Origin of the sequence: Lysinimonas soli, assembly GCF_042655435.1 — a bacterium.
GTDB classification, from domain to species: domain Bacteria; phylum Actinomycetota; class Actinomycetes; order Actinomycetales; family Microbacteriaceae; genus Lysinimonas; species Lysinimonas soli.
In genome coordinates this window covers 618,798-645,106 of sequence record NZ_JBHSMG010000002.1, presented here as the reverse complement: position 1 = coordinate 645,106, position 26,309 = coordinate 618,798, and the positions used below count along the sequence as shown (strand labels likewise).

22 protein-coding genes are annotated in these 26,309 nt (G+C 69.7%); 10 read left to right on the top strand and 12 right to left on the bottom strand.

Annotated elements, in window-relative coordinates:
• The first annotated feature begins 95 nt into the window (after positions 1–95).
• From ACFPJ4_RS10690 to ACFPJ4_RS10675, 4 genes are read left to right on the top strand one after another with little or no spacing between them, the layout of a single operon-like run.
• A complete protein-coding gene (locus ACFPJ4_RS10690) occupies positions 96–1,124 on the top strand; it encodes a zinc-dependent alcohol dehydrogenase (protein WP_386740396.1) in 1,029 nt (342 codons plus the stop codon).
• Positions 1,121–1,876 carry an SDR family oxidoreductase gene (locus ACFPJ4_RS10685; protein WP_386740395.1) on the top strand — a complete coding sequence of 252 codons (756 nt, stop codon included), beginning with the start codon at positions 1,121–1,123 and terminating at the stop codon, positions 1,874–1,876. The genes ACFPJ4_RS10690 and ACFPJ4_RS10685 overlap by 4 nt, the downstream gene beginning before the upstream one ends.
• On the top strand, positions 1,873–2,499 hold the full coding sequence (locus ACFPJ4_RS10680; protein WP_386740394.1) for a bifunctional 4-hydroxy-2-oxoglutarate aldolase/2-dehydro-3-deoxy-phosphogluconate aldolase: 627 nt from the start codon (positions 1,873–1,875) through the stop codon (positions 2,497–2,499). The genes ACFPJ4_RS10685 and ACFPJ4_RS10680 overlap by 4 nt, the downstream gene beginning before the upstream one ends.
• Complete coding sequence (locus tag ACFPJ4_RS10675) at positions 2,496–3,458, top strand: sugar kinase (RefSeq protein ID WP_386740392.1); 963 nt, start codon at positions 2,496–2,498, stop codon at positions 3,456–3,458. Before ACFPJ4_RS10680 ends, ACFPJ4_RS10675 begins: the two co-directional genes overlap by 4 nt.
• Before the next feature lie 54 nt (positions 3,459–3,512).
• Here ACFPJ4_RS10675 and ACFPJ4_RS10670 read toward each other — a convergent pair whose 3' ends face one another.
• The 12 genes from ACFPJ4_RS10670 to ACFPJ4_RS10615 all read right to left on the bottom strand — a co-directional run bounded on the left by ACFPJ4_RS10670 (position 3,513) and on the right by ACFPJ4_RS10615 (position 19,219).
• Entirely contained in the window at positions 3,513–4,817 is a 1,305-nt protein-coding gene (locus ACFPJ4_RS10670; protein ID WP_386740391.1) for a glycoside hydrolase family 27 protein, read from the bottom strand.
• Positions 4,814–6,922, bottom strand: a complete 2,109-nt coding sequence (locus ACFPJ4_RS10665; protein WP_386740390.1) for an alpha-galactosidase — start codon at positions 6,920–6,922, stop codon at positions 4,814–4,816. The genes ACFPJ4_RS10670 and ACFPJ4_RS10665 overlap by 4 nt, the downstream gene beginning before the upstream one ends.
• Positions 6,919–8,946: a beta-galactosidase gene (locus ACFPJ4_RS10660; RefSeq protein WP_386740388.1), complete on the bottom strand. Its 2,028-nt coding sequence runs from the start codon at positions 8,944–8,946 to the stop codon at positions 6,919–6,921. The genes ACFPJ4_RS10665 and ACFPJ4_RS10660 overlap by 4 nt, the downstream gene beginning before the upstream one ends.
• Positions 8,943–9,845, bottom strand: a complete 903-nt coding sequence (locus ACFPJ4_RS10655; protein WP_386740387.1) for a carbohydrate ABC transporter permease — start codon at positions 9,843–9,845, stop codon at positions 8,943–8,945. The genes ACFPJ4_RS10660 and ACFPJ4_RS10655 overlap by 4 nt, the downstream gene beginning before the upstream one ends.
• Positions 9,845–10,801, bottom strand: a complete 957-nt coding sequence (locus ACFPJ4_RS10650) for a carbohydrate ABC transporter permease (protein WP_386740386.1) — start codon at positions 10,799–10,801, stop codon at positions 9,845–9,847. The genes ACFPJ4_RS10655 and ACFPJ4_RS10650 overlap by 1 nt, the downstream gene beginning before the upstream one ends.
• 11 nt (positions 10,802–10,812) lie before the next feature.
• On the bottom strand, positions 10,813–12,069 hold the full coding sequence (locus ACFPJ4_RS10645; protein ID WP_386740384.1) for an ABC transporter substrate-binding protein: 1,257 nt from the start codon (positions 12,067–12,069) through the stop codon (positions 10,813–10,815).
• 222 nt (positions 12,070–12,291) lie between these two features.
• Entirely contained in the window at positions 12,292–13,356 is a 1,065-nt protein-coding gene (locus ACFPJ4_RS10640) for a LacI family DNA-binding transcriptional regulator (protein ID WP_386740383.1), read from the bottom strand.
• Positions 13,357–13,468: 112 nt separating this feature from the next.
• On the bottom strand, positions 13,469–14,155 hold the full coding sequence (locus ACFPJ4_RS10635) for an ABC transporter ATP-binding protein (protein ID WP_386740382.1): 687 nt from the start codon (positions 14,153–14,155) through the stop codon (positions 13,469–13,471).
• Entirely contained in the window at positions 14,152–15,909 is a 1,758-nt protein-coding gene (locus tag ACFPJ4_RS10630; RefSeq protein ID WP_386740381.1) for a branched-chain amino acid ABC transporter ATP-binding protein/permease, read from the bottom strand. The genes ACFPJ4_RS10635 and ACFPJ4_RS10630 overlap by 4 nt, the downstream gene beginning before the upstream one ends.
• On the bottom strand, positions 15,896–16,765 hold the full coding sequence (locus ACFPJ4_RS10625) for a branched-chain amino acid ABC transporter permease (protein WP_386740380.1): 870 nt from the start codon (positions 16,763–16,765) through the stop codon (positions 15,896–15,898). The genes ACFPJ4_RS10630 and ACFPJ4_RS10625 overlap by 14 nt, the downstream gene beginning before the upstream one ends.
• A gap of 80 nt (positions 16,766–16,845) precedes the next feature.
• Complete coding sequence (locus ACFPJ4_RS10620) at positions 16,846–18,072, bottom strand: ABC transporter substrate-binding protein (RefSeq protein ID WP_386740379.1); 1,227 nt, start codon at positions 18,070–18,072, stop codon at positions 16,846–16,848.
• A gap of 220 nt (positions 18,073–18,292) precedes the next feature.
• Complete coding sequence (locus ACFPJ4_RS10615; RefSeq protein WP_386740378.1) at positions 18,293–19,219, bottom strand: LysR family transcriptional regulator; 927 nt, start codon at positions 19,217–19,219, stop codon at positions 18,293–18,295.
• 222 nt (positions 19,220–19,441) lie between these two features.
• Between ACFPJ4_RS10615 and ACFPJ4_RS10610 the strand changes: the two genes are divergently transcribed.
• Genes ACFPJ4_RS10610 through ACFPJ4_RS10585 form a run of 6 tightly spaced genes read left to right on the top strand, consistent with a single transcriptional unit; the run spans position 19,442 to position 26,276 of the window.
• Positions 19,442–20,650: an FAD-dependent oxidoreductase gene (locus ACFPJ4_RS10610; protein ID WP_386740377.1), complete on the top strand. Its 1,209-nt coding sequence runs from the start codon at positions 19,442–19,444 to the stop codon at positions 20,648–20,650.
• Positions 20,647–21,666, top strand: coding sequence for an alpha/beta fold hydrolase (locus ACFPJ4_RS10605; RefSeq protein WP_386740376.1), 1,020 nt, complete (start codon positions 20,647–20,649; stop codon positions 21,664–21,666). Before ACFPJ4_RS10610 ends, ACFPJ4_RS10605 begins: the two co-directional genes overlap by 4 nt.
• Entirely contained in the window at positions 21,663–22,478 is an 816-nt protein-coding gene (locus ACFPJ4_RS10600) for an SDR family NAD(P)-dependent oxidoreductase (protein ID WP_386740375.1), read from the top strand. The genes ACFPJ4_RS10605 and ACFPJ4_RS10600 overlap by 4 nt, the downstream gene beginning before the upstream one ends.
• A 32-nt stretch (positions 22,479–22,510) precedes the next feature.
• Positions 22,511–24,304 (top strand): FAD-dependent oxidoreductase, encoded by a 1,794-nt coding sequence (locus tag ACFPJ4_RS10595; protein ID WP_386740374.1) that lies wholly within the window; start codon positions 22,511–22,513, stop codon positions 24,302–24,304.
• A 4-nt stretch (positions 24,305–24,308) separates the two neighbouring features.
• Complete coding sequence (locus ACFPJ4_RS10590) at positions 24,309–25,367, top strand: maleylacetate reductase (protein WP_386740373.1); 1,059 nt, start codon at positions 24,309–24,311, stop codon at positions 25,365–25,367.
• A gap of 12 nt (positions 25,368–25,379) precedes the next feature.
• A complete protein-coding gene (locus ACFPJ4_RS10585) occupies positions 25,380–26,276 on the top strand; it encodes a dioxygenase family protein (protein WP_386740372.1) in 897 nt (298 codons plus the stop codon).
• Positions 26,277–26,309 lie beyond the last annotated feature (33 nt).

Genomic DNA, 26,309 nt, shown 5'->3' with positions numbered 1-26,309 from the left:
CGACTTCGCATGTCGCACCGAATCTAGAGCATACGTATGATGTTTTCAAGTCGTCGGCAGATGTCGATGCGTGGGGTTCCAGAAAGGACCAGAACATGCGCGGTGCTGCGTATACGGGAAATGGCACGCTCGAAACCGTCACGGTGGATCGGGTTCCCCCGGGTGACGGCGAGGTGCAGATCCGGGTGGCGTTCTGCGGGCTCTGCGGCACCGACATCCACATCGTGCACGGCGACATGGATGCGCGCGTCACCACCCCGCTCGTCTTCGGGCACGAGATGTCGGGCACGATCGCGGAGCTCGGCGGCGGCGTCGAGGGCTGGAAGCTCGGCGACCCCGTCACCGTGATGCCGCTGCTGTGGGACAACAGCTGCCCGGCCTGCCAGGCGGGCCACCAGCACATCTGCCAGAACCTGACCTTCGTCGGCGTCGATTCGCCCGGCGCGCTGCAGGAGTACTGGAACGTGCCCGCCTCGTTGCTCGTGGCGCTCCCGGCCGGGCTCGACCTCCGGGCCGCCGCGCTGGTCGAGCCCACCGCGGTCGCCGTGCACGACGTGCGGCGCTCGGAGCTCGCCGTCGGCGACCACGCCGTCGTGCTCGGCGGCGGACCGATCGGGGTGCTCATCGCCACCGTCGCCCGGCATGCCGGGGCCCACGTCATGGTCGCCGAGGTCGATCCCGGCCGCCGGGCACGGATCGCCGAACTCGGCTTCGAGGTCGTCGACCCCTCCCAGGACGACGTCACGGCCCTCGTCGAGACCTGGACCGGCGGCGTGGGTGCCGACGTCGTCTTCGAGGTGTCGGGCGCCGCCGCCGCCGTCCGGCTCGCGACCACCCTGCCCAAGGTGCGCGGCACGATCGTGGTCGTCGCGATCCACTCGGCCCCACGTGAGCTCGACCTGCAGCGCATGTTCTGGCGCGAGCTGCGGCTGCTCGGCGCCCGGGTCTACCGCCGGGAGGACATGGAACGCGCGGTCCGTTTGGTCGCCGACGGCACCATCCCGGCCGACTTCCTGATCACGGGGACGGTCCCCCTGGAGGACACCGGGCGGGCCATCGAGGACCTCACCGGCGGGCGGGCGATGAAGATCCTCGTCGACGTCGGAGCGGAGGTCGTACGATGAGCTCCCCCTTCGACCTGAGCGGTCGCCTCGCCGTCGTCACCGGCGCCCGGCGCGGGATCGGCCGCGCGATGGCTCTTGCCCTCGCGACGGCGGGTGCCGACATCGTCGGCGTGAGCGCCCGGATCTCGGACTCGGACGAGATCGCGCGCGAGGTGCGCGCGACGGGCCGCGACTTCACGGCGCGGGCGACCGACTTCGCCGATCGCGACGCGGTGATCGCCCTCGGCACGGAGCTGGCCGAGCGGGCCCCCGACATCCTGATCAACAACGCCGGCACGATCGAACGCGCCCCCGCTGCGGAGCACCCGCTGTCGTCGTGGGACCGCGTGATCGCGGTCGACCTGTCGAGCCAGTTCGCCTTCACGCAGCTGCTGGCGCGGCCGATGCTGGCACGGGGCTCGGGCAAGATCGTCTTCACGGCGAGCATGCTGAGCTTTCAGGGCGGCATCAACGTGCCGGGCTACACCGCGGCGAAGTCCGGCATCGCCGGCCTCACCCGGGCTCTCGCCAACGAGTGGGCACCGCGCGGCGTGAACGTCAACGCCATCGCTCCCGGGTACATCGCCACCGACAACACGCAGGCGCTGCGCGACGATCCGGATCGGTCCCGCGGCATCCTGGAGCGGATCCCGGCGGGCCGCTGGGGATCGGCCTCCGATCTCGACGGCGCGGTCGTGTTCCTCTCCAGCCCGGCCTCGGACTACGTGTCCGGCGCGATCCTGCCCGTCGACGGCGGCTGGCTGGCGCGATGACCGCCGAACTGAGCGACTCCCTCGCGGGGATCGGCGTGCTCCCCGTGATCGTCATCGACGATCCACGGGCGGCTCGGCCGCTGGCGGAGGCGCTGCGGGCCGGGGGCGTTGGCTGCGCGGAGGTCACCCTGCGCACGCCCGCGGGCCGCGACTCGATCGCCGAGATGTCGGCGGTCGAGGGATTCCTGGTGGGCGCCGGCACCGTCCTCACCGTCGAACAGCTGGACGCGTCGGCCGCGGCGGGAGCGCGCTTCGCGGTCAGCCCCGGCTTCGACGGTCAGCTGGTCGACCGGGCCATGAGCTCGGGCGTGCTCGCGATCCCGGGCATCGCCACGGCGAGCGAGACGATGGCGGCGATGCGGGCCGGCGTGCGAACCGTGAAGCTCTTCCCCGCCGCCCAGCTCGGCGGGCCCGCGATGATCGCCGCGCTCCGCGGGCCGTTTCCCGAGATGAGCTTCGTGCCGAGCGGCGGCATCGACATCGACAACGTCGCCGACTACGGCATCGACGGGGTGCTCTGCGTGAGCACCAGCTGGATCGCGCCGCGGGCGATGATCGCGCAGCGCGACTTCGCGACGATCGCCGAGCGGGCGCGGGCGTTCGTCTCGCGGAGACGATCGTGATCTCCCGCGTCGTGACCGTCGGCGAAGCGCTGGCGGTGCTGCGCAATCCACCGGACGAGCCGAGCTGGCTCGCCCGCGAGCTGATCCTGGGCACGGGCGGCGCCGAGGGCAACGTCGCCATGGCCCTCGCGCGATCCGGCGTGCCGGTCAGGTGGATCGGCCGCGTCGGCGCGGACGCCATGGGGCGACGGGTCGCGCGGGAACTGCGCGCCGAGGGAGTCGAGGTGCGAGCCATCCAGGACGGGGAGCATCCGACCGGCCTGCTGCTCAAAGACACCTCCGCCGACGGCCGGACCCGGGTCGTCTACTACCGGAAGGGCAGCGCGGGCAGCCGGCTCAGCGAGGCGGATGTCGCGGAGGAACCGCTCGACGCCGGCACGCTGCTGCACCTGACCGGGATCACGCCGGCCCTCTCGGAGTCGGCCCGCGCGGCCGCCGCGCTCCTGCTCGACCGCGCCGAGGAGTCCGGGTCGACCGTCTCCTTCGACGTCAACCATCGGGCACGGCTGTGGGGCGCCGAGGACGCGGCCGCCGTCTACCGCGCGATCGCCGCCCGCGCCGCTGTGCTGTTCGCGAGCGTCGACGAGGTGCCGCTCCTGCTGCCGGGCTGGCAGGGGACCGACCCGGCTGCAGCGGCCACCGCCCTGGCGGAGGCGGGCCACGGTCACGTCGTCGTCACGGCCGGCGCGCGGGGCGCCGCGGCGCTCCGCGACGGGGCGTCGTACATCCAGCCCGCCGTGCCGGTGCGGGTGGTCGATACGGTCGGCGCCGGCGATGCCTTCGTCGCGGGCTACCTCGCACGATTGATCGCCGGGGACGACCCGGCGGCCGCCCTCGCCCGCGGCGCGCTGCTCGGCGCGGCGGCCTGCCGTCATCCCGGCGACTGGGAGGGCGCGGCCGACCTCGACGGGCTCGACCCGGATATCGACCCGGACCCGGCCGACCCCGTCAGCCGCTGACGCGATCCCTCTCGGAACGCCTGCGGGCCTCCGCCAGGGCGCACCTGTCCGTCGTCATCCGCTCCACGACGCGCGACCGGCTGGCTCGGAGATGCGGAACAGCAGAGCGGCGTGCGGCGCGACCACGGCCGTCAGGCGTCCCGCGATGGTCGAACTCGTCTTCGCCCACACGTCGCGGGCGACATACGACACCGCCGGCGCGAGCCCCAGCTGCGCCGCCGTCGTCGTCATCGTCTGCGGCTCATCCGTCGCGTTGAACAGCACGACCGCCCTGGCACCGTTCACGAGGGGCTTGCTGAGCACCCAGAGACCCCGATCGCCGGGACCACGGTCTCCGTCGGCCACCGGCACCGCTTGTCGCCCGAGCGGATCCTGATCGATGGCGACGACCTCCGGATCGCCGTAGACGGCCAGGTCGTCCGCGCTGATCGTGCGCAGATCCGTCCCCGCGACGAGCGGAGCCGCCATCGCGGCCCACAGGGTGAACTCGGTGCGTTCCTCGGTGGGCGTCATCCCGCCGTTGCCGATCTCGAGCATGTCGGGATCGTTCCATCCGCCCGGACCGGCGTAGGCCGAGAGCCCGACGTTCACCCGGAAGATGGCGAGCATCGACGAGTAGCTGTCGGTGATGTCGTGAGTCGTCCGCCAGGTCTGCCCCATTCCGGCCGCCCAGGCCCACGGATGGTGCACCCCCCATTCGCAGATCGCGAACAGGATCGGCCGGCCGGCCGCATCGAGCGCGCGGCGCATCGCGGCGTAGCGTTCGATGTACTGCGCGGTCGTCACGCTCGAGCCGTGGTTGCAGTTGTCGTACTTGAGGTAGTCGACGCCCCACTCGGCGAAGGTCCGGGCATCGAGCCGCTCGTGTCCGAGGCTGCCGGGATATCCGGCGCAGGTGGTGGTCCCGGCATCCTCGTAGATCCCCAACTGGAGGCCGAGCGCGTGCACGTAGCGGGCGACGACCGCCATGCCGTCGGGGAATTTCACCGGGTCGGGAACCAGCCTGCCGGTGCGGGCATCGCGGTGCGGCGACATCCAGCAGTCGTCGATGATGACGTAGCCGTAGCCCAGGGAGGCGAGGCCGAGCGACACCAGCTGGTCGGCAGATTGCTCGACCAGCGCAGCACTCACGTCGCAGCCGAAACGGTTCCAGCTGTTCCACCCCATGGGCGGGGTCAGTGCCATAGGCGGGGTCAGGGCGGCGAGGCGGCTCGGATGGCCGGCCGCCGGTCCGTCCCCCGCCTGGTGCGCATCCGCGTGGTCCGCGTGCCGTGCACTCAGCGCGACACCGAGTGCCGCGGGCACGGTCAGAACGAGGACGATCGCTGCCGCGACCAGCATCCACCGGCGCGCTGTCACACCTCGGCGACCTCGGTCACATGCAGCAGGATCCCGTTCTCGGGCAGCAGGATCGGCATCGGGAGTCCGACCTCACCCAGGAAGGCGCCGGATCCGACCACCGATTCCACCGTCCACGGAACGGTGTTGCGCTGCTCGAACGGCATCCCGACAGTGGGGAACACGACCGCGACCCGGTACCGCTTCCGGGGATCCAGCCCGGGGAACCCGATGCGTCCGGGCAGTTCGTCGCGGGCGCTGCGCAGGCAGACGAACGAGTAGAGGGCTTCGGCACGGTCCACGGCGACCACGCCCTGCATCGCGTAGGCGTCGTCGCTGAGATCGGCGTGCACCGAGACCCCCGAGTGGAGCAGGCCGCGGTGCCGCTGGTAGAGGGCGATCGCGGCCGCGAGCTCGGCGGACTGGTCCTGATCGAGCGCGCGGATGTCCCACTCGATCCCGAAGTGGCCGAACATCGCGGTGATCGCGCGGAACGAGAGCGAATGCGTCCGGGCCGTGGTGTGCGAGAGCGGCGGCCCGACGTGGGTGCCCACGAGCTCGGGCGGGAGGAGCGCCTGGGTCCAGCGTTGAATCGTCTGCCGCTCGAGCGCGTCGTTGCAGTCCGACGCCCACACCCGGTCGGTGCGCTCGAGAATCCCCAGATCGACGCGCGCCCCGCCGGACGAGCAGCTCTCGATCTCGACGTCCGGATGCGCGCGCTTGAGGGCGTCGAACAGCCGATAGCTCGCCTCCATCTGGCGGTGCGACGACGCGGCACCACGATGACCCTCCTCGACGAGATCCCGGTTCTGGTCCCACTTCAGGTACGAGATGCGGTAGCGGGAGAGCAGGGTGTCGATCTGGGAGTAGACGTGCTGCCAGGCATCCGGATTCACGAGATCGATGACCTGCTGGTGCCGCCACCCGGTCGGCAGGCGATCGCCGGGCCCGCTGATCCAGTCCGAATGCTCACGGATGACCTCGGAGTCGACATTGACCATCTCCGGTTCGACCCAGAGCCCGAACTGCATGCCCTGCCCGACGACCTCGTCGATCAGGGGATCGAGACCGCCGGGCCACACCCTCTCGTCCACCGTCCAGTCCCCCAGGCCCGCCAGGTCGGAACGCCGACCGCGGAACCAGCCGTCGTCGAGCACGAAACGCTCGACGCCCAGCCGAGCGGCGGCGCGCGCCAACTCGCGCAGCGTCTCGAGGTCGTGGTCGAAGTACACCGCCTCCCACGTGTTGAGCACGACCGGTCGGGCGCTGCGCGGATGCGTGGGGCGGGCTCGGATCCAATCGTGGAACACCTCGGACAGCCCGTCGATGCCCTGCGTCGAGTGGGCGGCGTACAGCCACGGGGTGCGGTAGCTCGCGCCGGGAGCGAGCTCGAGCTCCCCCGGCGAGAAGAGCTGACCCGTGCCGATCATCGCCGGTGCGGCGGCCGTCTTCTCGACGTAGCTCGCACGGTTGCCGCTGTACCCGAAGTGCGTGGCCCAGACCTCGCCCCGCCGATTCGAGAAGGCCTCGGTGCCGACCATGGTGAGCACCGAGCTGTCGTGACCGGTTCGACCGTGCCGGTACTCCCGCAGCCAGGTGCCCTGCCGCAGCTCCTGACGTTGCGGATGCTGCTCGCGGCACCACCGGCCGGTCAGGTCGACCACCTCGGTCGCCGCCGCGCCCACCGGCAGCACGACATTCAGGCCGTCGAGGTGGAACGCGAGGTCCGAGGTGTTGATGAGCTCGTGGCGCATCCGCAGCATGCCGCGCGGGCTCATCGACAGGGTCACCTCCAGCTCGAGCGACTCGTCGGCGGACCGCAGCCGGATCAGGGCGTCTCCCCCGTCCTGCGAGGAGGCCACCGTGCGGAACCGGGGGGAGAAGCCCGTGCCGTCGGGGCGGTGGCCGAGCAGGGCGGGCCGACCGCGCCATCCGCTCGAGGCCTGGGGCACCAGCTCGGTGACGACGGGGGCGTCGTAGAACGAGTGCGGAACGGGATTGACGGAGGCGTCGGCGAACCCGGAGGCGTCGCCGAGGTCACGGCCCCAGTGGATGACGGCGGGCACCTCACCGCTCAGGTCGATGAGCAGTGCGGACCCTCCCCCGCGCAGGTAGAGCGGTCTCACGACGCGGTCACGCGGACGACGGCGACCTTGCCCGCCGGCACCGTCACCCGCCCGTCGATCTCATCGCCCGACAACAACTCGATCCCGTCCGTCTCGACCTCGACCGGCGACAGGCCGTGATTGATCACGAACAGCCACGACCTCGCTCCCGAACGGCGCTCGACGATCTCGACGTCGGCGGACGCGGCCGGGTTCGTGGCGATCGCGTGCTCCGTGGCGAGCAGTTCGAGGAACGCGCGGATGCCCGGCTGCTGCAGCGCCGTCCCCACGTAGTAGGCGGTTCCCGAGCCGACGGCGTTCCGCGTGATCGCCGGGGAGCCGGCCGTCGCCCCGCTGGCATAGCTCGCGAGCGCTTCGGCCCCCTCCAGACGTCCGTACTCGCTGAAGACCCGGCCGGGACCGAACCGGGTCAGCTCGACCTGCTCATCGCGCATCAGGGGGAAGAACTCCTCGATCGCGACGCCGAGCAGCTTCGCGAAGACGCCCGGGTAGACCCCGGGATGCAGATGGTCGTCCTGATCGACGATGCCCGAGAAGTAGGTGACGACGACGATGCCGCCGTTCTCGACGAAGCGGCGGATGTTGTCGGCACCCTCCTGCGTCATCAAATACTGCGAGGGGACGACGACCAGCGCGTAGCCGGAGAGGTCGTCGACCGAGCGGCGGATGTCGGCGATCACGCCGAGCTCCCCGAGCCCCGCGTGCCATCGGCGCGTCTCGGCGATGACGTCGACATCGATGCTGGGGTGGTCGCTGAGCTCGTTGCCCCAGCGCGCGTCGGTGTCGTGGATGATGGCGGCCGACACCCCCGACACGCGCGAGCCGACCACCTCCGAGATCGCCTCGAGCGACCGGCCGAGTTCGACGACCTCGCGCCAGCGCGCCGTGGACGCCCCGCCGTGCGGCACCATCGCCGAGTGGAACTTCTCCGTGCCCGACTCCGAGGCGCGCCACTGGAAGAAGAGCGCGGCGTCGGCCCCGCGGGCCACGTGCTGCATGGTGTTGCGCAACATCTCACCGGGCGCCTTGGCGCGATTGCGCGGCTGCCAGTTGACGGCGGAGGTCGAGTGCTCCATCAGCATCCACGGCGAACCGCCGGCGAGCCCGCGGACGAAGTCCGCCGTCATCGCGAGTTCCTGATAGCCGCAAGGATCGTCGGCGATCAGATAGTGGTCGTTGGAGACGATGTCCATCTCGGCGGACCAGGCCCAGTAGTCGATCGGCTTGTCGAGGCCCATCGAGAAGCCCATGAAGTTGGTCGTGACCGGATGCGACGATCCGGCACGCAGGATCTCGGCTTCCGCCCGGAAGCAGTCGAGCAACTCGTCGGAGGAGAACCGGGCGAAGTCGAGCACCTGGCCGGTGTTGACACTCGCGCCCGACTGGCGCGGCGGCGTGATCTGATCGAAGCGCGTGTAGTGCTGCGACCAGAACGCCGTGCCCCACGCGCGATTGAGCGCGTCGACGGTTCGGTACTTCTTCTCGAGCCATCGCTGGAACGCGCGACCCGACTCCTCGCAGTAGCACGGCAGGTTGTGGCATCCGTATTCGTTGTGCACGTGCCACATGACGACCGCCGGATGCTCGGCATAGCGTTCGACGATCGCGCGGGTGAGTCGGGCTGCAGCGCGACGATAGTCGGGGTTGGACGGGCAGAACGCCTGCCGCGACCCGTAGCCGAGCCGGACGCCCGACCGGGTCACGGGGAGCGACTCGGGGTGGGCGTGCGAGAACCAGGGCGGCGGCGAGGCCGAGGCGTTGGCGAGGTCGACCCGGATCCCGGCCGAGTGCAGCAGGTCGAGCACCTGGTCGAGCCACTCGAACTCGAACACGCCCTCCTCGACCTCGAGCAACGCCCAGGAGAAGATGCCCACGCTCACCAGGTTGACGCCGGCCGCCCGCATCAGCTCCACGTCGTCGCGCCACACCGCGGGATCCCACTGCTCCGGGTTGTAGTCGCCCCCGAACGCGATCCGGGGGATGCCGTCCTCGGCGAGGCGGGTGCTCAGTCGTTGCAAGGTCATCCTTTGCTCGCTCCGAGGGTGAGTCCGGCCACGAACTGCCGCTGCAGGGCGAGGTAGATGATCAGGGTGGGGACCACCGTGATCATGGCGCCCGCGGCCAGCAGGTTGTAGTTCGAGAGGAACTGCCCCTGCAGGTTGTTGATGGCGGTGGTCACCGGGAGTCGGTTGCCGCTCTGGATGAACAGCAGCGGCCAGAAGAAGTCGTTGTAGATCCAGATGACTTCGAGGGTGCCCAGGGCGGCGAAAGCCGGACGGGTCAGCGGCATGATGATGCCCCAGTACTGCCGCCAGACCCCGGCCCCGTCGACGAAGGCCGCCTCGGTCAGGTCCATCGGCAGCGCCTTCATGTAGTTGGAGAGCACGAAGGTGCAGAACCCGATCTGGAACGCGGTGTCCACGGCGATGACCGCGGTGTAGGTGTTGAGCAGGTTGCCCGAGTCGCTCACGCTGTACGGCAGATTGAAGTGCTTGAACATCTCGAACAGCGGGGCCGCGAGAACCTGCGGAGGCAGCAGATTGCCGGCCGTGAACATGATCAGCAGGGTCACGTTGAACTTCCAGCTGAACCGCGACACGGCGAAAGCCATCATCGAGGCGAAGAGCAGGGTCAGCACCACGGTCGGGATCGTGATGATCGCGGAGTTGCCGAAGTAGGTCGCGAACCCGCCCTGATTCCACGCCGTCACGAAATTGTCGAAGTTGAAGGCGCCGCCCAGGCTGAAGTACCCGTACTTGTCGGTGTCGACCTTCGGGCGGAGCGCGGTGAACAGGGCCCAACCGAGCGGGACCAGCCAGACGATCGCCATCACGACCAGGAACAGGTGGGTGCCGTAGCGCGGGCGCTTCTTCGGCCGACGGGCCGGTGCGCGATCCGTCGGCGCGGCGAGTGCGGCCGTCATCAGGCCTCCTTCTTGAAGGTGCGGCTGAGGTAGAGCACGATCGGCACGAGCGAGATCACCAGCAGCACCACGGCGAGCGCGGAGCCGACGCCGATGACCTGCCCCTCGCCGACCAGGTTCTGGATGACGAGGGCGCTGATCAACTCGAGACCGTTGGTGCCGCGGTTGATGATGTACACGATGTCGAATGCCCGCAGGGACTCGATGATCGTGATCACCACGATCACGATGTTGATCGGGCGCATGACCGGCAACACGACGCGGAAGAAGGACTGCACCGCGTTCGCGCCGTCGAGGGCCGCGGCCTCGCGCAGCGAGGGATCCACTCCCTTGAGACCGGCCAGGTACAGGATCATGACGTAACCGGCATGTCGCCAGGTCGCCGCGATCAGGGCGGCCCAGATGTTGACGTGGGGATCCCCGAACCAGTCCACGGCCTGCGGGGTCCCCGAGGTGCCGAGAAGGAAGTTCAGCAGACCGTTGTTCTGCGAGTAGAAGAGCTGCCAGATCACGCCGATGAGCACGAGCGACAACATCACCGGGGTGAAGAAGATGCTCTGGTAGATGCGCGACCCGCGGATGTTCTGGTCGAGCAGGATCGCCAGCAGGAGCCCGATCGGCGTCGCGATCAGCGCGAGGAAGGTCAGCCACAGCAGGTTGTGCGCCAGCGCCGGCCAGAAGGGCGGATAGCTCCTGAAGATGAAGTCGTAGTTCGCGACGCCGGCGGGCCGGATGTCGCTGAACGCGAGCCCGTTCCACCTCACGAACGACAGCAGCACCGAGATCACCGTCGGGATCCACACGAGCACCAACTGGATGAGCGTCGGAATGGCCACCATCGCGACGAGAACCACGCGGTCCCGGCCGTTCAGCAGGCTGTAGCGCCGCCTGGGGCGGCGGGACGCGAGTCCCGTCGCCCCAGGCGGCGTGCCACGAGTGGGCGCGTCGAGGGTCATGACACGCTCATCTACTGAGCGGCGTAGAGCGCTTTGGCCTGCGATTCGAGGCTTCCCGTGTCGATGGTTCCGTCCTTGAGGAAGCCCTGGAGCGCCGGGATCATGACGTTGTTGGCCATGGCCGGAAGCGCGTCGCGGTCGAAGAACTGACTGATGTGCTTCGCGTCGGCGATGACGCCCGCGAGCTTCTTGTTGAAGGCCGAGTACGACGAGGTGTCGGCGGTCTTGACCGTCATGAGGTTCGACTTGTCCACCGAGAAGTACGCCTCCTGACCGGCGGCCGACCCGATGAATGCGAGGAAGTCGTGGGCGGCCTGGTTGTCACCGCCCTTCTTCGACAGCATGAGGCCGTCGATCGGCGCCTCGACCGAATCCGTGCCCTCGACCGCGATCTCGGGGAACGGGAAGAAGTCGATGTCGGCGAGCACGGTCGGGTCGGTGAACTGCTGCGTCACGAAGGAGCCGAGCAGGTACATCCCCGCCTTGCCCGCGCCGAGCGTTTGAGCGGCCTCCTGCCAGGTGAGGCCGAGGGCGTTCGTCGACTGGAACGGGAGCAGCCGCTTCCAATTGTCGAAGACGTCCTTGACCTTCTTCTGATCCCACGACTCCTTGTGCGCCGTCAGGTCCATGTGGAACTGGTAGCCGTTGGTGCGCATGTTGATGTAGTCGAAGGTGCCCATCGCCGGCCAGCCGTCCTTGTCGGCGAAGGCGATCGGGGTCAGGCCGTCGGACTGCATCTGCTTGGCGAGCGTGACGAGGTCGTCGAACTTCGTGGGCACCGTGTACCCCTTGGCCTGCCACACGCTCTTGCGGTAGAAGAAGCCCCATGGGTAGTTGTAGTTCGGCACGAAGTACTTCTTGCCGTCGTCTCCCGTCGAGGCCTGCGCCAGGCCGGCGCTGAAGTCGCCGCCGATCTTCTTCCACACGTCGTCGACGGGCGCGACCAGACCCTTGCCGGCGTAGTAGCGCATCCGGTACCCGGCGAACCAGGTGAACGCATCGTCGGGGCTGCCCTGGAGGTAGGTGTTGATGTTGTTCTGGAAGTCGTTGTGCGCCACGGTGTTCGTGGTCACCTTGTCGCCCGTCTTCTTGCTGAACGCCGAGACCACCGCGGCGTAGGCGCGCTTGGGCACATCGTCGGAGGAGCCCGAGCCGAAGGTCAGGGTCTTGGATGCGGTGCTGGATCCGCCGCCGGTTCCCGTGCAGGCGGCGAGAGCCGCGAGGGCTCCGAGGCTGACGGCACCGGACACCAGTGCCCGTCGCGTCATCGTGGGCCCAGTCGCTCGGCTGAAGGCGCTCATGGGGTCAGTAGTCATCGTCGAATTACTCCCTTGTAATCAGAACTGCTATGGACGCCGCTATCCCGAACGGGTTGCAGAATCTCCCGGCGCGGTCAATATACACGAGTAGATAGCGTCCGGTCCATCGACCTCTCCCCGGTGTTGCGGACCCGTTGGTCGCGCGACGGCGCGACCACCACAGCGACGGCGCTAGCCGAGCGAGGTGAGCGACGGCGCTCCGGACCTCAGATGGGGGCGCTCGAGCGGCAGGTTGCACCCGCACGAACTGCGCACCAGAAGCGGCGCCTCGAAGGTGTGATGCACGAGGGAGTCCGCGTCTCTGAGGGAGAGCAGTCCCACGGCGGCGCGGGCCATCTCGCGCACCGGCTGCCGCATGGTGGTGAGTGGCGGCCAGCTGAACTCGGACTCCGTGGAACCGTCGAACGACACCACCGCCATCTCGCCGGGAATCCTGAGGCCTGCCTCATGGACCGCGTTGAGGAATCCGATCGCCTGCTGATCGGACATCACGTACACGGCCGTCGGCCGCTCCGGCAGCTGGAGCATCCGGATGCCGGCGTCGTACCCGCCGTCCCGGCTGAACTGGGCACGGACGACGGGACCGGGTTCCAGTCCCGCCCGCAGGATCGCCTCGCGTCCACCCGCCTCGCGCTCCGTCGTCGTGGATCCGCCGGAGTACCCCGTCACGAACCCGATGCGGGTGTGACCGTGGCCGAGGAGGTGCTCGACCGCGACGCGAGATGCCTCGCGGAAGTCGGAGCCGATGCTCGCGTGTCCCTCGACAGCGTGCGCTCGGTCGATCAGCACGACGGGGATGCCGGCCGCCTTGGCCGCATCCAGTTCCGGCTCGTCGAGGGTGCTCGCCAGGATCAGTCCGTCGACCCCCCGCAGGATCATCTTGTAGATGACGTCGCGTTCGGGGCTGATCGCCAGCGCCGAGTTGGTGAAGATCACCGAGAGGCCGCGCTCGGCGGCCGCCTCCTCGATCGCATGGGAGTACTCCGAGAAGAACGGGTTCGTGATGTCCGAGACGATCAGGCCGATGGTCTCGCTCACACCGCGCTTCAACGCGCGAGCGCTCGCGTTGGGCCGATAGCCCAGCTCCTCGATCGCGCGGAGAACGCGCTCACGCGTTTCAGGAGCGACGTTGCGTGGGCCCGCGTTGACGACATAGCTCACCACCGCCGAGCTGACGCCGGCGCGGCGAGCGACATCCGTTCGCGTGACCGGGCGAGGGCGTTGCGCTGCGGTCACCTCTGCCCCCGTCCTTAGGCCCAGAGATCGTGGAATCCGGGAATCAAAGTCTAGAACCGCGCTGCCTCGAACGCTGAGACGGCCGCGGCGACGCCGGCCACGGGACCCCGCCTCAGCCCAGGTAGTAGTCGCGCAACCCCGACTCGTCGTCGAGCAGCGCGGCCGCCGAACCGTTGTAGCTCATCCGGCCACTCGTGACGACGACGGCCGTGGTGGCGACCCGGAGCGCCAGGTGGGCGAACTGCTCGACCAGCAGAACCCCCACCCCGCTCTCGGCGATGCGGGCGACGACGGGGATCAGGCGGGTGACGATCACCGGGGCGAGGCCCAGCGACATCTCGTCGACGAGCAGGTAGCGCGGACGGGAGGCGAACGCCCGGGCGAGCACGACCATCTGCTGCTCTCCGCCCGACAGGAGCTTCGTCGGCGCGTTCATGCGCTTCTCGAGCTCGGGGAAGTGCTCGAGCGCGGCGTGCAGATCCTCCTTGGTGCGGCTGGTCAGGGCGATGTTCTCGCGAACCGTGAGGTTCGGGAAGATCGTGCGGCCTTGCTCCACGTGCTTGAGACCGTCCATGGAGCGGCGGCGACGGGACGAGGCGCGCAGGTCTTTACCGTCCATCGTCATCGACCCGGTGACCGAGCCGACGATGCCCGAGATGCCCTCGAGCAGGCTGGTCTTGCCTGCGCCGTTGGGGCCGACGAGGACCGTGATCTCGCCGGGCCTCACCTCGAGCGAGACATGGGAGATGACGGGGCCGAGCTCTCGGCGCACCGTGACGTCGTCGAGGATGAGGCTCACAGCATCTCCATCTCGCCCATGTAGGCCTTGAGCACCCGAGGGTCGGACAGCACCGTCTCGCGGTCGCCGACCGCGAGCACCTCGCCGAAGTCGAGGACGGCGATGCGCGAGCAGACGCTGCGGACCAGGTCGAGATCGTGCTCGATGATCAGCAGGGTCGTGCCGAAGCGCTCCGGGATCCCCCGCAGCCGGTTCGCGAACGCGAGGTGCTGGTCGTGCGACAGTCCCGCGGCGGGCTCGTCCAGCAGCAGCACCTGCGGAGCCGCCGCCAGGTTGGCCGCGACCTCGATGAGCCGGCGGGTGCCCGCGTCGACGATCTGCAGGGGCGTCGATCGCGGAGGGCAGCCGAGGTACTCCAGCACCTCGTCCAGCTGCGCCGTGGTCGTACGCCCCCGCGCGACGAACTTCGCATAGGTGCCGATCGTCATGGTGCTCGGCACGCGATCCTGCTGGAAGGTGCGGCGCAGACCGAGGCGCGCCACGCGGTGCGGAGTCAGGCGATCGATCGGGCGGCCGGCGAGCCGCACCGTGCCGGAGTGGGCGGGCAGGAAGCCGGTGAGAGCGTCGACCAGGGTCGACTTGCCGGCCCCGTTCGGTCCGATCAGGCCGAGGATCTCGCCCCGGTGGATCCGCAGCTCGACTCCCGAGAGCGCCTTGACCGCCCCGAACTCCACCGCCAGGCCCCTGACCTCCAGCAGCACCTCGGCGCTTCCCGTCGGCGGAGCTGACGGCTCCGCCGCGTCCGGAGCTCCCCCGGCGACGACGAGCTCCGGCTGTCGACGACGCCGCCGCAGCAGGCCGTTACGCACGTTCGTTCCGAGGTTGGAGTTGGTGGTCAGCGAGACCACCCCGAGCACCCCGTAGGCGAGATCGGCCCAATCCAGCGGGATGTCGAACTGCTTGAGCAGTTCGGGCAGCAGCACGAAGATCAGGGCACCCAGGATGGCCATGTCGATGAGGTGCGCCCCCACCACGATCGACAGCACGTAGAGCCCCAGCGAGTTCGCCGTGCTGAACGTCGTGTAGTTCGCCGTGCCCAGCTGCCCCATCGTGAGCCCGCCGGCGAGGCCGCCGATGAACGCGCTCACCGTGAACGCCGACAGCTTCGCGCTCGTGACGCTCGAGCCCGCCGATGCCGTGCCGCGCTCGGAGAACGCGACCGACCGCCAGCCGGATCCGATCCGGCTGCGCTGGAGCAACGAGACGGCGACCGCGATCAGCACGGCGACCGCGAGGGTGAAGAGGAAGTAGTTGCGGTTGCCGGCGAGATCGGCGATGCCGGGGATGCCGAACGGGCGCGCGACCGGCGTGCCCGAGACCTGATCCGGGAACGAGACCTTCTCGATCGTGAGGTCGGCGGCCGCGGCGACGCCCAGGGTCACGACCGCGAGGTTGACCCCGCGCAGCCGCAGCGCCGGAAGGCCCACGACGAAGCCGAGCGCCGACGCCGCGACGGCGCCGACGATCATCGCGACCGGGAAGGCCACCGCTCCCAGAGCCGCCGCAAGGGAGGTGTGGGTCATCAGGTAGTCCAGCACCCACGCCCCGACCGCCGCGAAGGTCAGCTGGCAGAGGGCGATCATGCCGGCCGTGCCCGTGACGATTCCCAGCGCCATGAGCGAGACCATCGCGATCAGGGCGGAGGTGCCGATCAGCAGCAGGTACTGGGGCAGCAGGAAGGCGAGGCAGAGCGCGACGACCACCGCGCCCGCGGCGATCGCCCACGACCCCCAGGCGCGCTCAGCGTGCGGCATCCCAGACCTCCTTGCGCTGGTTCCAGAGCAGGAACACGACGATGACGACGATCGGCACCCAGTCGTTGAGCAGGGTGATGGCCGGGAACGCCGTGAGTACGCCCTGCACGCCGCCCACGACGAGGCCTCCCACGATGGTCAGCGCCACGCTGCGGAATCCGCCGACGAGGGCGGCGGCGGCGGACGGGACGAGGAGGGTGACCATCGACTGCGCACCGGCCGCCTGCGAGTTGCCGACGACCGAGACGACGAGGCCCGACATGGCACCCACGAACGCCCAGACGACGACCTGCAGGCCGCGGACGTTGATGCCCTGCAGCTCTGCCGTGGTCTGACGGTCGGCCACGGCACGCAACCGCACGCCGAGCGGAGTCCAGGTGAGCACCGCTCGCGCGACCGCGGCGGTCACGATCGCGAGCACGAGGAGCAGCACGCCGACCTTGGTCACGGCGATCGCCCCGATCGTGAACACCGGCCCGATCAGAAGCGGCCGGAGCTGCTGCGGCTGGGTGCCGAAGACGATGAACGACAGCGACACGAGCCCGAGCAGGGCCGCGACCGTGACCGCGGACCGGGCCGTGGTGCTGGAGTCTCCCAGCCACCGCGAGATGACCCAGCCCAACCCGGCCGACAGCAGGGCGCCCGCGATCACGGCGATCAGCGTCGACGCCCACTGCGGCAGGGGGGTCATGGTCGACGTCAGGTGGATCGAGAGGTAGGCGCCGAAGACGCCGACCGCCACCTGCGAGAAGTTGATGACGCGGGTGAGCGATGCCACCAGCGTGAGGAGCACGCCGAACAGGGCGAACAGGCCACCGGAGCTGAGCCCGACCACGAGCGAAGCCAGTACGTCCACGTCACTCCTTGAATCGATCGGATCGTGCGGAGGCGAGGCCGGGAAGAGGGGCTCCCCGGCCTCGCACTACAGGATGACGGTCAGCCGGCGGACGGGACCGTCGTGTCGCTCCAGCCGAGCTTCGACCCCGTCAGCAGCGGTCCGACCGACGTCCAGGTGGTCGTGCCCGCCTTCAACTCCACCACGTAGGCGGTGTTGTTGGACTGGTGATGATCGGCCGATCCGAAGATCCAATCGGCCTGGGCCATCGGCGACGAGATCGCCTTGGTCATGCCCTTCGCAGCCGCCGTGAACGAGTCGCGGGTCACGTCGCCCTTGATCGATTCGAGCACGTCGATGAAGTACTTGGCGGCCAGGTACCCGCCCTGGGCGAAGGAGGTCTTGGGAACCTTGTGGGCATCCATCACCTTGGCCCAGTCGCTGTTGCCGCTGACCTTGTCGTCGTAGTACGGCGCGAACTCGGCCGGCACGTACAGGTTGCCCGGGTAGCTGTAGGCCTGGGCGAACTGGTCCGAGAAGCTCGAGGTGAGTGCGAGCACCGGAAGGGTCAGGCCCTGGTTCGCCGCCTCACCCAGATACTTGAGCACCGAGTCGCCGGTGTCGCCCTCGAAGATCGCATCGCACTTCTTCGACTTGAGGGTCGAGACATTCGCGGCGTAGGAGGCCTGACCGCGGGTCAGGGTGTCGTCGGTGAAGCTCAGCCTCTTGCCGGTCGCCGTGCTCCACGCGGCGAACGACTGCTCGAAGGCCGCCTTGATCGCCGGGCTGTCGGGGGTGTAGACGGCGCAGATGTTCTTGAGTCCAAGGGTCTCGGAACCGTAGTCCAGAGCGGCGAACGCATCGAAGTAGGGGCCCGCGTTCGTCGGCGAGATGTTCGGAGTGGTGAAGCAGTACGGGTCGACGCCCGAGCCCTGGATGGAGACGATCTTGTTGCTCTCCCAGGTGGTGTGGTTGATCTGGCAGTCGAGCAACGACGAGCTGCCGACGAGCGCGACCGCCTTGGACGAGATCGCGTTCTGCGCTGCGGTGGCCGACGCCGACGGGTCGGCCTTGTCGTCGTAGACCTTGTACGCGATCGGGTGCCCCTGGTACCCGCCCGCCGCGTTGTAGTCGTCGAAGACCGCCTGGGCGGCCTGTGGCGCCTCGGGGAAGAACGACAGGCTGCTCAGCGCAGCGACGTCGATCGGGGTCCCGGTCGCCGCGGTCGTGGACGGCGTGGAACCGCCTCCGGTGCTGCAGCCGGTGAGGATGAGGAGCGCGGCCGCACCAGCGGCGGCGGCTCCCAGGAAGTGACGTTTCGTAGCCATGGACTCAGGTGCCTCTCGTTTCGAGAACGGGTCGTCGTCGCCCCGTTCGTCCTGAGAAGACGACGCCGTCTTCTCAGCGGAGTCCCGCGTCGCTCGGTGAGTCGGTCGCGACGAGGGCGTGTTCCGGCGCGGATGCCGCGTCTTTCAATGAGGTTGGGGGGCGGGTGGGGCCGCGTCCAATGCCGAACGCTCAACTACTCATCAGCGTCGCGCATGAGGGTCAGCGCGGCTCGGCCGGGCGGGCGTCGGCGACGAGGTGCAACTGCGTCGCCGCGACCTCGACCGCGAGTTCGGCCAGCGCCGCGGCGGCCGGCGTGAATCCCGAGGAGGGGTAGGCGACGGCGGCATGGGACATGACGGTTCCCCGAGTGCGCACGGCGTGGACTCCCGGGTGAGGACGCAGACGATGGACGGAGGTCGGCAGCACCCCCGAGAGCCGGCGATAGGCCACCGCCGCGCTGAACTCGCCCTCCGTCCTGGCGAAGGCGCCGATCCTGGGGCTCGCTCCCGCGCGCTGGTCGGCGAAGAGCCAGAAGGCGCTCCACGCGCTCGGGATGCTGGGCGGCAGCGTGACCCAGGCATCGTCGAAGATCTCGCTCACCTCGGCGGACTCCTCGCCGACCAGGCGATGGCCCTCCCAGAGGAGCAGGTCGAGGGGTTCGGAGAACAGCCGGATCGTGCGGAGTTCGGGCAGATCGACCGGGGCGCGGAGGAAGGCGATGTCGTACTCGCCCGAGAGGAGCGGCTCGATGCCGCGCGCGAAGTCGGCATCGCGGACCTGGACGGCGGTCGCCGGGAACTGCTCGCGGAAGGCCCGCAGCACCGGGTGCGTCAGCTCCGCGAGCCCGTTGCCGTACATGCCGACGCGCAACTGCCGGTCGGTGGCCGCGCTGAGCGCGTGCGCGGCGTAGGTGAACTCGTCGGCGGCCGTCAGCATCCCTCGAGCGCGCTGCAGCAGCTGGGCCCCGTCGGTCGTCATCGACACGCCTCGTGTGCTCCGGTTGAACAGGGTGACGCCGAGTTCGCGCTCCAAGGCGGCGATCGAGCGGGTCAGCGCGGGCTGCGTGAGATGCAGGCGCTCGCCCGCGATCCGGAAGTTCAGGGTGTCGGCGAGCGCGACGAAGTGACGCAGACTCCGGATCTCCACGGTCGCCTCCTCGCGTTTCCGTCGGTCCATCCTCATGCACGCCGCGCATCAGTCGCAACCAGTTGAGCATTGGACGCACCGCGCGCGACGCGGCACGTTGTGAGAGTGCCGCCTTCTTCGCGGCACCGGCTCGGCAGTGTCGTCGACCACGTCCCGGAGGTCTCCGCGGCGAAACCGCGACGCGTCGGCCGATGCGCCCGCCCCGAGACCGACAGGAAATCGATGGACAAGACGAATCCGACCGTGGTCGTCGCGGGAGCCGGCCCGGTGGGGCTCGCGACCGCGTACAGCCTGGCGAAGGCCGGGGTCGACGTGACCGTGCTCGAGAAGGGCGACGCGATCGCCGATGCCCCGCGCGCGATGGCGTACCTGTTCATCGTCCACGACGGCTTCGAGCGGCTGGGCATCCTCGACGATCTGCACGTGGAGGGACTGCGCGGCGACGGCATGAACCTCATCGACTACGAGACGGGCGAACAGTTCCATCAGTCGCTCGACGCCATCGAGAACGACGTGCGGCATCCGTACACGCTCCACCTCGGGCAGGACCAGGTGTGCAAGGTACTGCTGCGTCACCTGTCGGACTTCGACAACGTCGAGGTGCGCTTCGGGGCGGAGGTCGTCGGGGTGACGCCGGACGACGACGGGGTGACGGTGCGCGTCGGGGGCCCGGAGGGCGAGGAGAGCATCCGCAGCGCCTGGCTGGTGGGCGCGGACGGGGCGAACAGCATCGTGCGCCGCAGCCTCGGACTGGGGTTCGACGGCATCACCTGGCCGGACCGGTTCATCTCGACGAACATCCGGGCGGACCTCGGCGCGGAGGGACTGCGGATCGCGAACTGGCGCATCGACCCCGTCTACGGGGCGATCATCGCGCAGATCACGGCCGACAAGCTGTGGCGGTTCACCTTCCGCGAATCGGGCGAGCTGCCCGACGAGGGCCTGGAGGAACGCATCCACGCGCACTTCGCGATCGGCATGCCCGGGAAGGCGGCCTACGAGCTCGTGCAGTTCCAGCCGTATCGCATGCACCAGCGCGCCGCCGACACCTTCCGCGTCGGACGGGTGCTGCTGGCCGGCGACGCGGCGCACATCACGAACCCGGTGGGCGGGCTGGGCCTGACCGGCGGGTTCCTCGACTCCTTCGTGCTGTCGGAGGCCCTCGCCGCCGTCATCCACGGACGCGTCGATGACGCCGTGCTCGACGCCTACGCCGAACGACGACGGCGGGTCTACCTCGACATCGTCTCGCCGGCCGCGAGCGCCAACAAGCACATGCTGTTCGACGCCCATCCGCCCGAGCAGAAGGCGGCCCTGCTTGCGGGCCTGCGGCACAGCGCCACCGACCGCGCCGCCCGTCGGGAGGACCTGCTCGCCATGCGGGCCATGATCACGCCGTCCCTGCTCGGCGATGCGGAGGCGGCACGATGAGCCGCGGATCGTTCTGGATCACGGGAGAGCGCGCGAGCACCCCGAGCGGTGGTGTGCTCGTCGGCCCCATGTACGTCGAGTGGGAGCTCCCCGAGACGACCACGCCGCGCACCCCGATCGTGCTCGTGCACGGCGGGGGCGGACAGGGCACCGACTATCTCACGACCCCCGACGGCCGACCCGGCTGGGCACCGATGCTGGTCGCCGCGGGACACCCCGTGTACGTCGTCGACCGGCCCGGCCATGGTCGTTCGCCCTACGATCCTCAGGTGCTCGGCGCCCCGACCGGCACGTGGGGGGCCGAGGTGCTGATCGGCGTGTTCCTGGGCGACCCGAACCTTCCCCTGCCCCCGCACACGCAATGGCCGGGAACCCTCGACGGCTCCGACGAGGTGTTCGAGCAGTTCATCGCGACGCAAGGCCCGCTGCTCGCGGACACCGCGACCATGCACACCCTCGAGCGCGACCGCCTGGTCGCGCTGCTCGACCGGATCGGACCGGCGATCGTCGTCGCGCACTCGGCCGGCGGCCCCGGCGCCTTCCTCGCCGCCGACAGCCGCCCCGAGTTGGTGCACGCCTTCGTCGCGGTCGAGACGCTCGGCCCGCCCTTCCTCGGGCAGCCGCAGACCGGCATGACCCTGCCCTGGGGTCTCGCCGCGGCACCGATGCGCTACGAGCCACCGGTCGCCGATCCGAGCGAGTTCCGCCTGCGGATCGACGAGACCGGTCCCGTCCCGATGGCCCTTCAGGAGGAACCGGTCCGCACCCTGCCGGGGCTCGCGCAGGTCCCGATCGCGATCGTCACGGCACAGGCGTCGCCGTTCCGCTTCTTCGACGGGCACCTCAAGGCCTTCCTCGACCAGGTCGGTTGCACGAGCGAGTTCGTGCGGCTCGAAGATTCCGGCGTGAACGGCAACGGTCACGGCATGATGGTCGAGCGGAACAACGCGGACGTGCTGGCCGTCATCCTCGACTGGGTGGGCGCGCGCGGTCTCGCCGACGGAAAGAGACCATGACGGGGATCGGACGCATCGTCGACCGGGTCGCCGTCGTCACCGGCGCAGCCTCCGGGATCGGACGCGGCATCGCCGAGGCCCTGATCTCGGCGGGGGCGAGGGTCGTGCTCGCCGACATCGAAGCCGGCCCCCTCGAGAGGACGGCCGCCGAGATCGGCGCGACCGCATTCCGCACCGACGTGAGCCGGATCGAGGATGTCGAAGCGCTCGCCGGCCACGCCCTGGAGCTGTACGGGCGCATCGACATCGTCTGCAACAACGCCGGCGTCGGACACCTCGCGCCCTTCGACGAGCTCACCCTCGACGACTTCTCGTGGGTGCTGGACGTCAACCTCCGCGGCGTCATCAACGGCATGATCACCTTCGTCCCGATCATCCGGGAGACGTCGGACGACGGCTGGATCGTCAACACGGCGTCGATCGCCGGCCTCTTCGACGCACCCGGCATGGCCGCGTACGCCGCATCGAAGTTCGCGGTCGTGGCGCTCACCGAGACCGTCGCGCAGGAACTGGCGCAGTCGCCGACGCGGCTCGGAGCATCCGTCCTCGTGCCGGGGCTCGTCGACACGGCGATCGGCGACAGCGAGCGCAACCGGCCGTCCGGTTCGCGGCACGCCCCGACCCAGCTCGACCAGATCCCTCCGGGACGGATGCTGTCGCCCGCCGCGGTCGGCGAGATGGTCGTCGACGGCATCCGCCGTGGCGAGCTCTACATCGTCACCCACCCCGAGATGCTGCCCCTCGTCGAGGAACGCCACGACCGGATCGAGGCCGCATTCCGGGCCGCGGCCGATCGGGCGCCGCTTGCGTGACGGAACAGACCCCAGCCCAACAAGGAGAGCACATGTCGGCATTCGATGACGGGATCAGCGAGACGCGGCCCCCGGTCGGCGGCACCGTCGAGACCGACGTCCTCATCGTCGGGTCCGGACCGAGCGGCGCCTCGGCCGCGCTCGCGCTCGCGACGTACGGCATTCCGAACATCATGATCACGAAGTACCGGTGGACGGCGAACACACCGCGCGCGCACATCACCAACCAACGCGCCATGGAGTTCTTCCGAGACATGGGCATCCAGGACGAGGTCGCCGCGCTCGCGACCCCGCACCAGCTGATCGGCGACACGGTGTTCTGCACCTCGATCGCCGGCGAGGAGCTCGGTCGCATCCTCACCTGGGGCACGAGCCCGGCCCGCGAGGGCGAGTACATCGCCGCCTCGCCGACCCTGAACTGCGACCTTCCGCAGAACTACCTCGAGCCGATCCTCGTCTCGAACGCGACCAAGCGCGGCACCCAGACGCGCTTCTCGAGCGAGTACCTCTCCCACGTCCAGGACGACGAGGGCGTCACCACCACGGTGCTCGATCGGGTGACCGGCGAGGAGTACCGCATCCGGTCGAAGTACCTCATCGGCGCCGACGGCGCCCGGTCCCAGGTCGCGGCCGACCTCGAGCTGCCGAGCGAGGGGAAGATGGACATCGCCGGATCGATGAACATCACCTTCCGTGCCGATCTCGAGGCCCTCGTGGGCCACCGGCCCTCGGTGCTGTACTGGGTGATCCAGCCGGGCGCGAACGTCGGGGGCATCGGCGCGGGGCTCGTGCGCATGGTGCGGCCCTGGAACGAATGGCTGATCGTCTGGGGCTACGACATCTCCCAGCCGGCGCCCGTCGTCGACGAGGCCGCCGCCATCGAGATCGTGCGGAATCTGCTCGGCACGCCCGATCTGCCCGTGCAGATCACGGGGACCTCCCTCTGGGGCAACAACGAGTGGTACGCGACGCAGTTGCAGCGCGGACGCGTGTTCTGCGCGGGCGACGCGGTGCACCGTCATCCGCCGTCGAACGGGCTCGGCTCGAACACCTCGATCCAGGACTCGTACAATCTGGCCTGGAAGCTCGCGGCGGTGCTGCGCGGGCAGGCGGGAGAATCCCTGCTCGACACCTACACCGCGGAGCGCGCGCCGATCGCGAAGCAGATCGTCACCCGGGCCAACAAGTCGAGCCGGGAGTTCGGCGACTTCTTCGACGCCCTCGGCGTGACCCGCGCCGAGACGATGGACGAGATGCTGGCAGCCATCGAGGAGCGCAAGGCGAATACCCCGGCAGGGCTCGCGAAGCGCGAGGCCCTCTACAAGGCGATGGAGACGAAGCACTACGAGTTCAACGCCCACGGCGTCGAACTCGGCCAGTTCTACACCTCGACCGCCGTGCTCTCGGACGGCTCGAGTCGCCCCGCCCCGCAGCGCGACCCCGAACTGCACTTCACGCCGTCGACGGTGCCGGGCTCGCCCCTTCCGCACGCCTGGGTCGGCTCGAGCGAGCGCAAGGTCTCGACCCTCGACCTCGCCCCGAGCACGCAGTTCACCCTGTTCACCGGGATCGCCGGCCAGGCGTGGGCCGACGCCGTGCCCGGGGTCGCCGAGGCGCTCGGCCTCCCGCTGGGAGCCGTCGTGATCGGCCCCGGCGCCGACGTGGCCGACCTCTACTACGACTGGGCGCGCCTGCGCGAGATCGAGGAGTCGGGGGCGCTGCTCGTGCGACCCGACAAGATCATCGCCTTCCGCAGCAGGACGGCGGTCGCCGACCCCGCACAGGTGCTGACCTCGGCGCTCATGCAGGTGCTGGGCAGAGACTGACACCATGCTCTCCTTCGACCACGTCACCCTCGCGCAGCGCGTGCTGTTCGGCACCGGCAGCGCTGTCGACAACGCCGTGCGCGCGGTCGCCGATCTCGGGGCGGAGCGGATTCTGCTCATCCACGGGCGGTCGAGCCGCGAGCTCGCCGACCGGCTCGCTGCCCGGGTCACCGTGGTCGCGCGCATCGACGACGTCGTGCAGCACGTTCCCGTGGAGCGGGCGGATGCGGCGGTCGCCTCCGCCCGTGCCGCCGATGCCGACCTGATCGTCACCATCGGGGGCGGATCGGCGACCGGCCTCGGCAAGGCGGTCGCGTTGCAGACCGGCGCGCCCATCGTCGCCGTGCCGACCACCTTCGCGGGGTCGGAGGCCACCGACGTGTGGGGGCTCACGGAGGCCGGACGCAAGACGACCGGCTCCGACATCCGGGCCCTGCCGCGGGTGGTCGTGTACGACGCGGCCCTCAGCGCCGGCCTGGACGGGTCGTTCGCGATCGCGTCGGGGCTCAACGCCGTCGCCCACGCGGTCGACGCGTTCTGGGCTCCGCGCGTCGATCCGATCAACCGCGCACTCGGCACCGAGGGACTGCGCGCGCTCGTGCCCGGACTTCGGGGCCTGGCGTCCGATCCCGCCGACCTCGAGCTGCGCGAGCGCACCCTCTACGGCGCCTACCTCGCGGCCGTCGCGTTCTCGTCGGCGGGATCGGGCCTGCACCACAAGATCTGTCACACGCTCGGGGGCGCCTACGGGCTGCCGCACGCCGAGACGCACGCGATCGTGCTGCCCTACGTCACCGCCTTCAACCAGTCGGCGGCACCCGATGCCGCCGACCGCGTGCGATCGGTCCTCGGCGTCGACGATGCCGCGGCCGGGCTGGCCGCACTGCGTGCCGAGCTGGGCGCGCCCGCCTCCCTGGCCGCGATCGGCTTGCGCGAACAGGACGTCGCCGAGGCCGCGGCGCTCGTGCTCCCCGCCGTTCCGCCGAGCAACCCGCGTTCCGTGGCGCTGTCCGATCTCGTCGCGATCATCCGCGCGGCGTGGCGCGGCGACCCCGTCGTCTGAGAGGAATCCGCCATGTCCGACTCCCCCATCTCCGCCGAGCAGAGCGCGCGCGAACTAGATCTCACGAACCGCGTGCTGCGCTCGTTCGACGGCACCCACGATCCGCGTTTGAAGTACCTGATGACCGAGCTCGTCACCTCGCTGCACGACTACGTGCGCCGGGTACGGCTGACCGAGGCCGAATGGAACGCGGCGATCGCCTTCCTCACCCGGGTGGGGCACATGACGAACGATCGCCGTCAGGAGTTCATCCTGCTCTCCGACGTCCTCGGCGTCTCGATGCAGACGATCGCCGTGAACAACGAGGCGGTGGGCGACGCCACGGAGGCCACGGTCTTCGGGCCGTTCTTCGTCGCGGATGCACCCGAGATCCCCAACGGCGGCGACCTCGCCGGCGAGGCCCCGGGCGAGCCGGCCTGGGTCGAGGGCACCGTCACCGACATCGACGGCCGGGTCGTTCCGGGCGCGCGCCTCGAGGTGTGGGAGGCCGACGAGGAGGGGCTCTACGACGTCCAGCACGACGACGGCCGGGTCTACGGCCGCGCTCACCTCTTCGCGGATGCCGAGGGCCGCTACCGGTTCTGGGGCCTGTTCCCGACCCCGTATCCGATCCCGGACGACGGCCCGGTCGGGGATCTGCTGCGAGCGGCCGGCCGGAGTCCGTATCGGGCATCCCACCTGCACTTCATGGTCACCGCGCCCGGCTACCGCACGCTCGTGACGCACATCTTCGTCCGCGGCGACGAACTGCTCGACCACGATTCGGTGTTCGGCGTCAAGGAGTCGCTCATCCACGACTGGGAGCACCACGCCGCGGGCGACGCGACACCGGACGGACGCGACCTCGACGGTCGGACCTGGGCGAGCACCCGGTTCGACATCGTGCTCGCCCCGGTCGACGCCATCTGAGGCGCCGTCGGAGGCGGTCGCAGCGCAGAATGA

Excerpts from the sequence above, each read along its gene's own strand:
- ACFPJ4_RS10690 (WP_386740396.1), top strand. The coding sequence starts at position 96 with ATGCGCGGTGCTGCGTATACGGGAAATGGCACGCTCGAAACCGTCACG.
- ACFPJ4_RS10685 (WP_386740395.1), top strand. The coding sequence starts at position 1,121 with ATGAGCTCCCCCTTCGACCTGAGCGGTCGCCTCGCCGTCGTCACCGGC.
- ACFPJ4_RS10680 (WP_386740394.1), top strand. The coding sequence starts at position 1,873 with ATGACCGCCGAACTGAGCGACTCCCTCGCGGGGATCGGCGTGCTCCCC.
- ACFPJ4_RS10660 (WP_386740388.1), bottom strand. The coding sequence starts at position 8,946 with ATGACCTTGCAACGACTGAGCACCCGCCTCGCCGAGGACGGCATCCCC.
- ACFPJ4_RS10655 (WP_386740387.1), bottom strand. The coding sequence starts at position 9,845 with ATGACGGCCGCACTCGCCGCGCCGACGGATCGCGCACCGGCCCGTCGG.
- ACFPJ4_RS10650 (WP_386740386.1), bottom strand. The coding sequence starts at position 10,801 with ATGACCCTCGACGCGCCCACTCGTGGCACGCCGCCTGGGGCGACGGGA.
- ACFPJ4_RS10645 (WP_386740384.1), bottom strand. The coding sequence starts at position 12,069 with ATGACGCGACGGGCACTGGTGTCCGGTGCCGTCAGCCTCGGAGCCCTC.
- ACFPJ4_RS10630 (WP_386740381.1), bottom strand. The coding sequence starts at position 15,909 with ATGCCGCACGCTGAGCGCGCCTGGGGGTCGTGGGCGATCGCCGCGGGC.
- ACFPJ4_RS10620 (WP_386740379.1), bottom strand. The coding sequence starts at position 18,072 with ATGGCTACGAAACGTCACTTCCTGGGAGCCGCCGCCGCTGGTGCGGCC.
- ACFPJ4_RS10610 (WP_386740377.1), top strand. The coding sequence starts at position 19,442 with ATGGACAAGACGAATCCGACCGTGGTCGTCGCGGGAGCCGGCCCGGTG.
- ACFPJ4_RS10605 (WP_386740376.1), top strand. The coding sequence starts at position 20,647 with ATGAGCCGCGGATCGTTCTGGATCACGGGAGAGCGCGCGAGCACCCCG.
- ACFPJ4_RS10600 (WP_386740375.1), top strand. The coding sequence starts at position 21,663 with ATGACGGGGATCGGACGCATCGTCGACCGGGTCGCCGTCGTCACCGGC.
- ACFPJ4_RS10595 (WP_386740374.1), top strand. The coding sequence starts at position 22,511 with ATGTCGGCATTCGATGACGGGATCAGCGAGACGCGGCCCCCGGTCGGC.
- ACFPJ4_RS10590 (WP_386740373.1), top strand. The coding sequence starts at position 24,309 with ATGCTCTCCTTCGACCACGTCACCCTCGCGCAGCGCGTGCTGTTCGGC.
- ACFPJ4_RS10585 (WP_386740372.1), top strand. The coding sequence starts at position 25,380 with ATGTCCGACTCCCCCATCTCCGCCGAGCAGAGCGCGCGCGAACTAGAT.